The organism is Brachyspira sp. (genome assembly GCF_050873525.1).
Lineage (GTDB): Bacteria > Spirochaetota > Brachyspiria > Brachyspirales > Brachyspiraceae > Brachyspira.
On sequence record NZ_JBNMIZ010000009.1, the window covers coordinates 1 to 14,143 of the forward strand.

At 30.5% G+C, this 14,143-nt stretch carries 6 protein-coding genes; 1 reads left to right on the plus strand and 5 read right to left on the minus strand.

Annotation, left to right across the window (positions count from 1 at the left end):
* Window positions 1–280: 280 nt before the first annotated feature.
* The 5 genes from ACR0QS_RS01410 to ACR0QS_RS01430 form a co-directional block, all read right to left on the minus strand.
* On the minus strand, window positions 281–1,480 hold the full coding sequence (locus tag ACR0QS_RS01410; RefSeq protein WP_432631661.1) for a phosphoglycerate kinase: 1,200 nt from the start codon (window positions 1,478–1,480) through the stop codon (window positions 281–283).
* A gap of 108 nt (window positions 1,481–1,588) precedes the next feature.
* A complete protein-coding gene (gene gap, locus ACR0QS_RS01415; RefSeq protein ID WP_432631662.1) occupies window positions 1,589–2,638 on the minus strand; it encodes a type I glyceraldehyde-3-phosphate dehydrogenase in 1,050 nt (349 codons plus the stop codon).
* A 149-nt stretch (window positions 2,639–2,787) separates the two neighbouring features.
* Complete coding sequence (gene gltB / locus ACR0QS_RS01420; protein ID WP_432631663.1) at window positions 2,788–7,302, minus strand: glutamate synthase large subunit; 4,515 nt, start codon at window positions 7,300–7,302, stop codon at window positions 2,788–2,790.
* Between the two features lie 296 nt (window positions 7,303–7,598).
* Window positions 7,599–9,353, minus strand: coding sequence for a DUF262 domain-containing protein (locus ACR0QS_RS01425; protein ID WP_432631664.1), 1,755 nt, complete (start codon window positions 9,351–9,353; stop codon window positions 7,599–7,601).
* Between the two features lie 114 nt (window positions 9,354–9,467).
* Complete coding sequence (locus ACR0QS_RS01430; RefSeq protein ID WP_432631665.1) at window positions 9,468–12,884, minus strand: UvrD-helicase domain-containing protein; 3,417 nt, start codon at window positions 12,882–12,884, stop codon at window positions 9,468–9,470.
* A 130-nt stretch (window positions 12,885–13,014) separates the two neighbouring features.
* Here ACR0QS_RS01430 and ACR0QS_RS01435 point away from each other — a divergent pair, with 130 nt between their 5' ends.
* The gene (locus tag ACR0QS_RS01435; RefSeq protein WP_432631666.1) at window positions 13,015–14,142 is read left to right on the plus strand and encodes an AI-2E family transporter; all 1,128 of its coding nucleotides are present in this window, start codon (window positions 13,015–13,017) and stop codon (window positions 14,140–14,142) included.
* The last annotated feature ends 1 nt before the right edge of the window (window position 14,143 follow it).

A 14,143-nucleotide genomic window follows, 5' to 3' on the forward strand; every position in this document is an offset into this window, starting at 1 on the left:
AATAAATGATTTTTGATTTATACAGTCTTTTTAAATTTATGTCAACGGCTTAAAATAAAAAAATTCTGTCATTGTGAGGCTTTGCCGAAGCAATCCACTATTAATAAAGTTGAATTTTTAAATAAAATTTTATTTAAGTGGATTACTTCGGGCTAAAGCAAATAAAGTGCAGGACGCAAAGCGAATGACTAAAATTTTTATAAATGAATTATTAATAAAAAGAGAGACTAAAGAAGCCTCTCTACTTTTACAAAATTATAATAAATAAAATATATAAAAATTATTTATCCTGCAAAACTTTTATGCCGGGCAATTCTATTCCCTCTAAAAACTCTAACGAAGCGCCGCCTCCTGTAGATATATGAGTCATTTTGTCGGCAACGCCAGATTTATTAACCGCAGAAACGCTGTCGCCTCCTCCTATGATGCTAACCGCTCCAGAATTGGCGATAAATTTTGCAACCTCGAAAGTTCCTTTTGCAAAGTTTGACATTTCAAATACTCCCAAAGGTCCGTTCCAAACCACAGTTTTTGCATCTTTAAGAATATTCTCAAGTTCTTTAAGAGTTTTATCTCCGACATCCATTCCCATCCAGCCTTGAGGTATCGAATCGCAGTCAACGGTTTTTCTATTCGCATCGTTATCGAATTTATCGGCTATAATATTGTCTACGGGCAAATATAAAGTTTTATTCAATTCTTTAGCTTTATCCATAATTTCTTTAGCCGTTTGAATATAATCGTCTTCACATAAAGAAGCGCCTATTTCATAACCTTTAGCTTTAAGGAAAGTATAAGCCATTCCTCCGACTACGATTAATGTGTCTACTTTATTAAGCAGATTTTTAAGAACGGAAATTTTGCTCGAAACTTTCGCTCCTCCGATAATCGCCACAAAAGGTCTTTTAGGGTCGGCAACCGCGTCTCCCAAATATTTAATTTCTTTTTCCATTAAGAAACCAGCGACTGCAGGCATGCTCGGTTTTGCAGATACTATTCCCGCAGTGGAAGCATGCGCTCTGTGAGCAGTTCCGAAAGCGTCATTAACATAAACATCCGCCAAATCTGAAAGCTGTTTTGAAAAATTCGCGTCATTTTTTTCTTCTTCCGCATGATAGCGAAGATTTTCCAAAAGAAGAACATCGCCCGCATTCAAAGAGGATGCCGTTTTCTTTACTTCGTCTCCTATACAATCGTTAGCGAAAAGAACTTTATTATTCGGAAGTTTAGTTTTCAAATAATCGTAAACTGGCTTCAAAGAATATTTTGGATTAGCCTCGCCTTTAGGTCTTCCCAAATGGCTCATTAATATTAACGAAGCGCCTTGCGAAAGTATATATTCTATAGTTGGCATAGCCGCGTCCACTCTCGTTGTGTCGGTTATTTTAGAATTTGTTTCTTTATCGAGAGGAACATTGAAATCCACTCTCATTATTACTTTTTTCCCTTTAATGTCTATATCTTTTACTGTTTTTTTCATTTATTTATCCTTTTATTAAAATTTTTTATTTGATTTATATAAATAGAGGACGCCGATAATTATTATTAATTACGCGCCCTCTTATTTCTTACAGATTTAATATTCAAATTATTTCTTACTATACATATATAATAGTAAGTCTATAACTCTGTTGGAATAACCCCATTCGTTGTCATACCAAGAAACTACTTTGAAGAATCTTTTTTCTCCTTTAAGATTATTTTGAAGAGTAGCCAAAGAATCGTATATTGAACTTCTATTGTCATGAATGAAGTCGCTTGATACCAATTCTTCATTGCAATATCCTAATACATTTTTCAAATAGGATTCGCTCGCTTTCTTCATTAAAGAGTCGATTTCTTCTATACTCGTATCTTTTTCGCTTCTGAAAGTCAAATCCACAACGGAAACATCTGGAGTAGCCACTCTGAAACTCATTCCCGTCAATTTTCCTTTCGTAGCTGGCAAAACTTCTCCAACCGCTTTAGCCGCTCCCGTAGTTGATGGAATAGTATTGCAAGCTCCCGCTCTTCCGCCTCTCCAGTCTTTCTTTGAAGGTCCGTCAACGATTTTTTGAGTCGCCGTGTAAGAGTGGATAGTCGTCATTAATCCTTTTTCTATTCCGATGCCTTCTTTAAGAATAACATGAACAAGCGGAGCCAAACAGTTAGTCGTGCAGCTTGCGTTTGAAACCACATGATGTTCTGCAGGATTATATTCTTCATGATTAACCCCGTAAACGAAAGTTCTTAAATCGCCTTTACCTGGAGCGCTTATTATAACTTTTTTTGCGCCCGCTTTAATGTGTCCTTCGGCTTTTTCTTTTTCCGTATAAAGTCCCGTTGACTCTATAACATATTCTACGCCCAAATCTTTCCATGGAAGTTTATCCAACTGATTTAACGGAGCCGCTGGAATGCATTTAATTTTGCTGCCATTAACAACCAATACATCCGCGCCTTCATGTCCTATGTCGGCTTTCATTCTTCCATGAACGGTGTCGTATTTTAATTGGTATGCGAAATATTCGGCATCCGTGCTGACATCGACTACTCCAACGACATCAATTTCTTTGCCTAATAAACCGCGTTCAACCAGCGCCTGAAAAACCAAGCGTCCTATTCTTCCGAAACCGTTTATTGCTACTTTTACAGCCATAAAATATCTCCTGTTATTAATATAATATTCTATATACGAACATATAAAATTTAATTCTTATATTAACGTATAAATAAAATTAAGTCAATAGTTTTTTATTAAAATAAAAATAACTTCATTTGTTCGTGGAAATAAAAAATAAAATAATTTTAATTTACGCTTTTACTTAATTTCAAAAACGCGGCAAGCTCTGGATTTTCTTCTCCCTTGCAAGATTCTATCATAGCGAGCATATTCTTATAATCTCTCGGCATAACCTTAAAAAAGTCGGAGGATTTGAATTTTGACATGATTTCTTTCGCTCGTTTAGAACCAGTCAAATTTATATGTTCTTTTATTACAGCTTTAAGTTCTTTTTCGTCTTCTTTAGTAAGTTCCAAAATTTCCACAAGTTCCATATTTACATTTGCCTCGTTATGTCTGCCGTAAATATAGGCGACTCCTCCGCTCATTCCCGCCGCAAAGTTTATTCCTATATCTCCCAAAACCGCAACAAGTCCGCCCGTCATATATTCGCAGCCATGAACTCCCGTTCCTAAAACAACCGCTTTCGCTCCCGAATTACGAACGCAGAATCTCTCGCCTGCAATTCCGTCCAAATAAACTTCTCCGCTTGTTGCTCCATACAAACATGCATTTCCAGAAATAATATTTTCTTCCGCTTTAAATTTTGCGTTGTTTGGAATCTTCGCTATTATTTTTCCGCCGCTTAAACCTTTTCCCAAATAATCGTTTGTGTCGCCGACAATTTCAAGTTTTATTCCCTTGCATAAAAAAGCTCCGAAACTGTTTCCCGCATGTCCCGTAGCAGTAATTTGAATCGTATTTTCTTTAAGAGCGTTTTTTCCGTATTGTCTCGTAATCTCGCTTGAAAGCATTGTTGCAAAAGCCCTGCTTTGATTATTCACTTCGATACTTAATTTAATATTTTTTTTATTTTTAAGAGCCGTTTCGCAAAGAGGAATCAATATTCTATAATCCATAGTTTTTTCAAGTTTATTGTCTTTAAAATCTTTAAAATGCTGCGCCGTTCTATTATAAGTCGGAAGCGATTTTAATATTCTATCCAAATCGACTTTTGCATGTTTTCCCGTGAGATTATTTTTTTTATGTAGTTTATCCGTCCTTCCAATCATATCGTCCAATTTTTCAAAACCCAATTTTGCCATATATTCTCTTAATTCTTCCGCAACGAAAAGCATAAAATTTTCCACTCTTTCTGGCGAGCCTTTGAATCTTTCTCTTAAATTTAAGTCTTGAGTCGCTATTCCAAAAGGGCAGGTATTTAAATGACAGACTCTCAGCATTGAGCATCCTATCGCAATAAGAGGCGCTGTGGCAAATCCGAATTCTTCCGCTCCCAAAAGCGCCGCTATAGCCAAATCGCGTCCCGTCATTAGCTTTCCGTCCGTTTCTATTCTCACTCTGTCTCTCAAATTATTTAAAATCAAAGTTTGATGAGTTTCGGCAAGCCCTAATTCCCATGGAAGTCCCGCGTTTGGTATTGAAGTTCTCGGACTCGCTCCCGTTCCGCCGTCATAACCAGATATGAGTATTGAATTCGCTCCCGCTTTCGCCACTCCCGCCGCAATAGTTCCGACTCCAGCCTCGCTCACAAGTTTTACCGATATACGAGCTTTATTATTCGCGTTTTTCAAATCAAAAATTAATTGAGCCAAATCTTCAATCGAATAAATATCATGGTGAGGTGGAGGAGATATAAGAGTAACTCCCGGGGTAGAATTTCTCGCTTTCGCAATCCAAGGATAAACTTTAAATCCCATAAGCTGTCCGCCTTCGCCGGGTTTTGCTCCCTGCGCGACTTTAATTTGAATTTCTTTAGCGTTTACCAGATAATTAATGTCTACTCCGAATCTTCCCGATGCCACTTGCTTTATCGCCGAACATTTATTGTCTACGTTTTCGTCTATTTCAAATCTCTCTTCGTCTTCTCCGCCTTCGCCCGAATTTGATTTTGCGCCGAGTCTGTTCATTGCTATAGCTATGCATTCATGAGCTTCTTTCGATATTGAGCCGTAACTCATAGCTCCCGTTTTGAATCTCTTTATTATATTTTCTACGGGTTCTACTCTTTCAATGCTTATCGCTTCGCTTGTGTCGAATTCCATCAAATCGCGCAGTTTTATTATTTTACTGTCGACTAAAGAAGAATATTTTTTAAATAATTCATAATCTTTAGATTTGCAAGCTTCCTGCAAATTAGATATTACGAGCGGGTCTATTATATGCTCTTCTCCGCCTTTTCTAAATTTATGTATTCCTATAAATTCGAGAGCGTTTATTTGAGTTGAAAAAGTTTTTTTATGCAAATTAATCAATTCTTCGTTAATATCTTCGATTTCTATTCCTTCAATTCTCGTTATCGTATCGGAAAAATATTTATCGACTAATTTTTTACTCAATCCCAAACATTCGAATATTTGCGCTCCGTTATAACTTTGTAAAGTGGAAATTCCCATTTTTGACGCGATTTTTACTATTCCCGCAACTGACGCTTTTATAAAATTCTGTTCCGCTTTTTTATAATCTAATTTTATCGCTTTTCTTCTTATCAAATCGTTAATGCTTTCGTAAACTAAATAAGGACAAATCACAGTAGCGCCGTATCCGAGCAAGCATGCGAAATGATGAATCTCTCTCGCCTCTCCAGTATTTATGATTATACTTGCATGCGTTCTCAAATTTTTTCTAATCAAATGATTATGCAATCCCGCAACCGCTATAAAAGAAGGAATATAACTTTGTTTTTCGTTTACTCCAATGTCGCTTAAAATTATTATCGAAGTTCCTTTTTCAATTTCGTTTTCGACATTTTTAAAAAGTTCTTCCAGCGCGTCTTCCAAAGTTTTTTTCTCATAATCAAAAAGAATGGAAAATTCTTTGACTTTAAAATTTTTAAGATTTCTGATTTTATATAATTCTTCGTTCGATATAATCGGATAATGAAGTTCAACTCTCTTACAATTATTTTCATCGGGTTTTAATAAATTTCCTTCGCTTCCCAAATAAACTCTTGTAGATGTTATTATCTCTTCTCTTATAGCATCTAGAGGAGGATTTGTAACTTGAGCGAAAAGCTGTTTGAAATAATTGAATAAAGGCTGATAACTTTCGCTTAAAACCGCCAAAGGAGTGTCGACTCCCATCGAAGCTAAATTTTCTTTTCCGCTCGTAGCCATAGCCTCAACGCTTTGTTTTAATTCGTCATAATTCCAAGCGAAAACTCTTTGAAGCTGCAAAATTTCTTTCTCTTCCAAAAAATCATGTTTATAGCCTTTGCTTGAAATATCTCCCAAATGAACCATATTTTTAAGCCATTTTTCGTAAGGTTTTGCGTTTGCATAATGAAGTTTAATCTCTTCATCCGAAATCAATTTTCCTTTTTTAGTGTCGACAAGCAAAAGTTTTCCAGGCTCAAGTCTCTTTTTAGATTTTATTCTGCTTTCGTCAATTTTAAGCGCTCCAGTTTCGGAAGATAAAATTAAAAAATCATCGTTTGTGATATAATAACGCGAAGGGCGAAAACCGTTTCTGTCGAGGCTCGCTCCCATAACCTCTCCGTCCGTAAATATTATAGCGGCGGGTCCGTCCCAAGGTTCCATTAAAGTTGAATTATATTCGTAAAACGCTCTCTTTTTAGGATTCATATTTTTATTTCTATGCCAAGGTTCGGGTATCATCATCATAAAAGCTTCTTCGAGACTTCTTCCGTTTAATGCCAAAAATTCCAAAGTATTATCGAACATAGCCGAGTCGCTGCTTTCGGTTGCTATTACGGGAAAAATTTCTTTTAAATCTTCAAAATAATCGCTCTTAAAAAGTCCTTCTCTCGCTATTATCGAATCGACATTTCCTCTTATCGTATTTATCTCGCCGTTATGTATCATATATCGGTTTGGATGCGCTCGCTCCCAGCTTGGAAAAGTATTCGTTGAAAATCTTGAATGAACCAAAGCTATAGCCGACTTCATATTTATATCTTTGAAATCCAAATAGAAATCGCTTAATTGAGTGGAAAGAAGCATGCCTTTATAAACTATAGTGCGGGAAGAAAAAGAACAAATATAAAATTTGCTCACATTGGAAGCATGTTTTTCAATTATTCTACGCGCAGAATATATAAGTCTTTCAAAATCCAATCCCGCTTTAATATTTTTCGGACGCTTTACAAATGCCTGCAAAAAATACGGCATGGTTTTAAAAGCGGTAATTCCTATGTCGCTCGAATTCACGGGGACTTTTCTAAAACCTAAAAATTCTAATCCCTTTTCTTTTAATCCTTCTAAAAATATTTTTTTGCCTTCCTCTTTTGCTTCGTAATTTGGAGATAAAAACATGAAAGCTACGGCATAATCTCCTTTTTTGGGAAGTTCAAAATCAAATTCTTGAGTCGAAAAAAAGTCATGCGGAATTTGTATGAGTATTCCCGCTCCGTCTCCAGTATTTTCTTCGCTTCCCGTTCCTCCTCTATGTTCGAGCTGCATCAAAATTTCCAAAGCATCGCAAATTATTTTATGACTCGCTTCTCCTTTAATATTTGCAACAGCTCCGATACCGCAGGCATCATGTTCGAATCTAGGTTCGTAAAGTCCGTTATCAAATTCTTTATAAAATTCTTTATTAAATTCTTTAGGGAATTCCATAATTTTATTCTCCTTAATTTTTTCTTAAATTAATTTTTTTAATTTTTAAATATTTATTCAAACAAAATATTATTTAAACTTTATTAAAAAATAAATTTAATTCTAAATAAAATAATACTACATATAATAATATTTTATCATTAAGTTTATACAAATTCAATCTTAAAAATTGGTTTGAAAGTTTAGTATTTTAAAAATTACAATATAATTTTTTGTTAATTTATTAAATAAAAAGTGAAGCGCTATTTTTGCGATAAAAACCGCGCGGATTTCCAATTTTTTAGTCCTTAAATTATTTAATTATTGTTTGATAGAAAATAACTTAATTTTTCGTAAATCTCGTTTCCTCTTTTATTTATATCTTGTTTTTCCCAAATACTGCGTTTATTTTCTCCTTTTTGTTTTAAAATGGTATGTTTTTTAGTCCCCAAATCATAAACTTCTTTTAGATTATATCCTTTGTCGTATATCTTTTTATATATTTCCTGTTTTTTAGCGAAAAAATTATTCGAACATTTAATATTACTCTTTTTATCAAGTAAAATTTTATTTCCTATTTTTTCCACATATTTTTTATGATTTTCTTCATCCCAATCATCAAAATTCGCACTTTGCCATTCCTTTGGTAGAATATGCTCAACTTCTAAATCTGAAGCGTTAATATCTACTTCAAATTCTCCATAAATATAAGCATATAAAAATAGAATATATTTTATTTTTCTTGTATCAAAACTATTAATTATTTCAAAAAATACTTTTTGTTTTGGCATAGAATGTCCTATTATAAAATTTTCTTTTTTATATAAACTAACATTCATTTTAAAAACTATTTCCTTAACAACGCCTGTCGTGGCATTATTATTTAAAAAGGGTAATGTTATATATTTGATAAGCTCTGGTAAGAACTTATCAAATTCTTTACTAAATTTATTTTTATTAAATGTATCGTTATTAAAATAATTTTTATTTCTCCATACCAAATAGCTTACAAAAAATTTCCAAGTATCGTTTTGAAATAAATTAAGAATACCAATATATCTACTTGATTTATCGCTTAAATACTCTTTAGGGTTTATCCAAAAATCAGCTAAATTAGAAATAAACGGCATAGTTTCTGGTTTATAAAGCCAATCTTGTAATGCTCCATAATATTCTTTCTTATCCGTTTTTGTAAAAAATGGAAGAATACCTTGAGTAGCCGTATTAGTGTCTTCGTTTTCCGCTCGGATAATATGCATATATTGTAAAAATAAAAAATCTAAATCTTTTACATTTTCGCTTTCTTCAATTTTAGTCTCTATATCTTTCCAATCATTTGCAAATTTTTCTTTATTCTTTACTTTTTTATAAATATAGCCTTTCAATATATCCGCATTTGATAAAGGCAAGCCTCGAGAATTTAATGTATTAAAAATAGTCATTGCAGATTCTTGGCTATCACAAATAACTAATAAAATAAAAAGTCTTTTTGTCAAAAACATTTTGCAGAATTTTTCCCATAATAAAGTATCTTTTAATTTAAATTCCTCTAACTTTTCGTAGAAAAAGATATAATTTTTTGCATAGTTTGAATTATTGCCTTTTATATCTGCAATTGTAAATTCCTCACTTAAAATTTTTTTTAATATTTTTTCGTCTCTATCTGCTATAACTTTACTACTTAAATGACAATTTTCAAAATCTAATCCCTTATCTAAATCATGCTCCCAAACACATTTGCCAAAACCTTCTAAATAGCCTAGTTTTTCTTTAGCCGAGTCATAGCTAAAACATTCATAAAACGCTCTAAATAGTAAGGTTAAAGTAGTAATTCTTTGTTGTCCATCTATAATTTCAAGTTCTGATTTTTTACTTTCAAATGCAACTATTGAGCCTAAAAAATATTCCGACATATTCTCGCCATTTCCAAAAACTCCAACAACATCGTCCCAAAGCGTTTCACATTCGTTTTTAGTCCAACGATAAGGACGCTGATATTCTGGTATTATAAATTTTTGTCCTTCTTCTCCAAGTAATTTTGCTATGTATTGTTTTTCTGGTTTAAATTCCATTTCTTTACTCCTTAAAAATTTTATCTACATTCATTATTATACTATATACAAAATTATTTGCAAAATTTTTACAAAATAAATAAAAAAAATTAATTTAGAATTTATTAAATAAAATCATCCTAAAAATATTATATCGGTTTTTAAATTGTTTTCATTTTCTATATTAAACGATTCTTTAACAATTTCTTTATATATATTTAATTGGCTTTGATAAAATTCAATTTTTTCTGCGCTTTGTTTTGAAGTTTTATAATCTAAAATAAAATAATCTCCGTTTAAGTTTTTGGTGATTAAATCTATTTTTGCGTTTATTATAGAGAGAATTTTATTTTCTAATTTTCGGCTTTGGAATTTATGCTCTCTTGAAATAATTTTTTCGTTTCCGTTTATTATATTTTTTATATGTTCGTTTTGAGTAAAATTATTAAAATATTTATCGAGCTTTTCTTTCAAATCTTTACTATCGTAATAATTATAATATTTCAAAGTTTCAGTTTTTAATTTTTCTATATAATTTTCTTTATATTCAAAATATTTATCGAAGTCAAAATTTTCAAGAAGTTCATGCATTATCGTTCCCATATTTATTGGAGAGATTTTTATTTTTTCTTCTTCCTCGTCCGTTTCTTCTTTTTCAAATTCCAAATTCGACAATTTTTTATTTAATAATTCGGCTATATTTTTAAAATTATTTTCTTCGTAATCAATTCCAATTTTAGAAGGAATTATATATTGAATATTATTTATTTCATTTTCAATATTTTTTTGAGCGTTCGTATTTTCTGGCATATTCTGTAATATTTTATTTATTCGATTAATTTCTTCTTCTTTTGTATTTTTTTCTTCGTTTGGTTTTATTCCAAATCCGTAAGAATAAAAATTAACAAAATTATTATTTATATTTTTTATTTCAATTAATTTTTTTTGACTTTCGCTTGTTATTTCATTATTTAATTCTTTTAATTCCAAAACATAATCGTTAATATAACTTCTGTAGGAATTTTTTCCGCTTCTGCTATTTTCTCCCGATATGATTAAATTTTCTCCCGCTCTCGTTAGCGCCACATATAAAAGTCTTCTCTTTTCAGACAAATCGGCATTTTTATTATAATCGTTTTCTTTATTCGACAATTTTATTTTATAATCTTTAATATAATTATGAACGGGAATTTCTACGACAGGATAATCTTCTATAAAATCAAATCTATCGTTAGTCGCGTTTCTTTGATAACCCGCTCCCGCTAAAAAAACATTTTTAAATTCCAAACCTTTAGATTTATGAATAGTCATTACTTTTACCGCTTCAACGGACAATTTTGGAACGGACGCGTAAGAAATATCGTTTATAGCAGAAGTCAAACTCATAACAAAATCGTAAGAATTTTTTCCGCTTTTATCTTCAAAATCATAAGCTACCCATTTTAATTTTTCTATATTCGCGTAGCATAATTCGGCGTCTTCTTTAGTCATCAAATAATTATAATAATTCGTTTCGATGCAAATTGTTTCTATAATGTCGCTCGAGTTAATAGTCGCGGATTTTTTTTCAATATAATTTAATAATTCTTTATTCTTTTCAAGTTCTTTAAAATAATTTTTTTCTTTCGCTATTTTATTTGCTTTTTGGAATTTGTTGGAATATAAAGCGTTTAATGAAAAATAATCTTTTAAATCCAATTCTTCGGAGAGTAAAGAATTTGAAAAGTCGGATAAATTTCCTATATTAATGTCAAAAAATTCCGTTCGCAGTAATTTTGGCAAAACCGAATAATCTTTTAAAATCAAATATTTCAAAAATAAAATTATATTTTCTATTTCCGCTCTTTTATAAAAACCGTTTCCGCCGTCCACATAATAAGGAATTTTTAAGTCGGACAAAGCGGAGAGATAAATATTTAATCGGCTAAAAGTTTGAAGTAAAATAACCGTTTCTTTATATTCTTCTTTTTTATAATTTTCTTTTATATAATTCGCGATAGAATATGCTTCCAAATTTGTTTTTGAATTTATATCTAATTTTTTTTCTTCTTCAAAATTATTATTCAAAACAAATAAAGACACGGATTTTTTTTCGGTTTTTTTATTAAATAAAATATCATCTCCGTCATTGTATTTTACTAAATTATCTCCAAAAAATATTTCTTTAAAAAAACTATTAAAAAATTCTATGAGCATCGAATTGCTTCTATAATTATTTTTTAAATCAACCGAATAATTTTTAAATATATCTTTAACTTCGTTATATATATTTAAGTTTGCATTTCTGAATCTGTATATTGATTGTTTTCTGTCGCCAACGATTAATATTTTTTTATTTATTTTTTTCAATTCTTCGTTTATATCTTTTTCTTCTATTTCTCTTTTTCCGAATACGATTAAATTGATAAAAGAAAATTGAAGTTTGCTCGTATCTTGCGCTTCGTCAAGAATTAAAGCGTTTATATTACCTCTTATTTCTTTTGATATATTTTCTATTTCCAAAGATTCTATCGCTTTTGACATAATATCTTCATGCGAATAAATTCCGTTTTCTTTTTTTATTTCTTCAAATTGATTAAAAGTTTCTTTAATAAATTCTATAACGGCAATATAATTTTCTTTATTATAAATCGCGTCAATATATTTAATCATTAAACTGCAGCAGTTATTTAAATCTAATAAAAAATTTTTTAATTCTTCCGCTTTAGTATTTCCAAGTTTTGCATTTGAAACTAAAATTAAATTTTCTCTTATATTTTCAAAATCAATATAATTTAATTTATTATTTTTATTTTCAATTTTATTTATGCATTCCAATAATTTTTTTATTTTTTCTTTGCATTCGTTTATAGTTTTATTTTGTTTTGAATTATCGTTTATTATATCGTTAGAATGATTTATAATGTCGTTATATAATTTGTTATATTTTTTATCGTCTATATTTATGCATTCCAAAGCTACTCTTTCAAAGGCTTCGATATTTTCCAATCTCGGTTTTATTTTGATAAGAAAATTGAATATCGTTTTTATAAATTTTTCTTTATCTTCTCCCGTATAAATTCTATATATTTTTTTTACTTTTTTCCCGCATTCCGATTCGTCCAATATATTTAAAATTCCATCGCTCAATATTTCGTCCGCTTCGTTATCTTCTTCCAAAATATAAATATTCGGAGGCATTCCCAAACGCATAGAATATTCTTTAACAATAGAATGAGCGAAAGCGTTTATAGTTGAAATTTTTGAATTTAATAATAATTCTTTATAAATTTTCTGCCAATAATCTTTTTTAGAAATCTCTTCGTTTATCTTTTTTCTTATTCTATTTCTAATTTTTAAAAGCATTTCGTTTGCCGCGGCTTTTGTAAAAGTTATTACTACGATATTTGATACTTTTTCTCCCGCTTCCAATAATTTTATATAAACTTCCGTTATTGTCGTGGTTTTTCCAGTTCCAGCCGAAGCGTTTACAAAGCAGGCGTTTTTATTCAAAAAGTTATTTATAATTTCTTCTTGTTCTTTATTTAATTTTATATTTTCGATTTTTTCCATGATTCATTTTCCAAATATAAAATCAATGATAACATAAAAATATAATAATTTAAATTAAATTTTTGACAATATGCGATTTTTAATATAATATAAATCGTAAATTAAAAATTATAAATCGGAGATATCTTTAATGAATAAAAATAATATCGGTTATGTTTTTTTTGTCGCTTTTATATTTTTGGCAATAATCATAATGTATCAGCTTTTGAAACCTTTTGGGATGATAATATTTTTTGCCGTAGTTTTCTATGTTATTCTAAATCCTCTTTTTATAAAAGCTATGGGAAATAGTTATAAGAAAAACGATAATTTGGCTATGATTAAAAGAAACACTTTGGCTTTATTATTTTCGCTCATTTCTTTAATAATTTTTTTAGTTCCGACAAGTCTTTTATTTTATACGATAGTCACTCAACTTATAGACATATCGAATATTGGAATAAAATATTTTATGAATCTCGATATAAACGAGCTTATACATAATCCGCGATTAAACGAAATGATTGAAAGACTGCCTTTTGAAACTTCCGTTGAAGCGATAATGAAACAGATTCAAGATTTTTCATTATCGAATTTAACTTTTATAAGTTCTTATTTGACGAGAAATGTTTCAAGCCTATTAAAAAGCACTGGAACTTTCGTAAGTTCTTTTATATTTATGATGTTTTCTTTATTCTTTTTCTTCGTTGACGGAGATTATCTTATCGGGCAGGTTAGAACATTGCTCCCGATAGATAAAAAATATATCGATAGATTATTTAAACAAGTTTCAGAGGGAATTAAAGGAATAATATTTGGAAATTTATTTACGGGAGTATTTCAAGGATTTTGCGCGTTTGTGGTTTATTCGATTTTCGGAGTAAGCAATTCTTTCACTTTCGGATTTCTAACTATAATAGCTTCTTTCATGCCAATAATCGGCACGACTATTATATGGGTTCCGCTTGGAATTTTATTTATTATAAGAGGCGAGATAATAAAAGCGATAATATTTTTAATTGCATCTTGGCTATTTATAACGATACCCGACAATTTTGTCCGCCCTCTGCTTTTGGGAAACAGAATAGAATTGCATCCGTTATTTATTTTCTTTGCGATACTTGGAGGAGTTTTATTTTTCGGTTTATCGGGAATAATTTTAGGTCCTCTAATGTTTATACTATTTTTTGAAGTAATGAAAATTTATAACGAAGAGAGAGAATTGAGCGAGCGAAAAGAAAAATTAATGAGAAGAGTTAGAAGATTTAAAAGAAAATAAT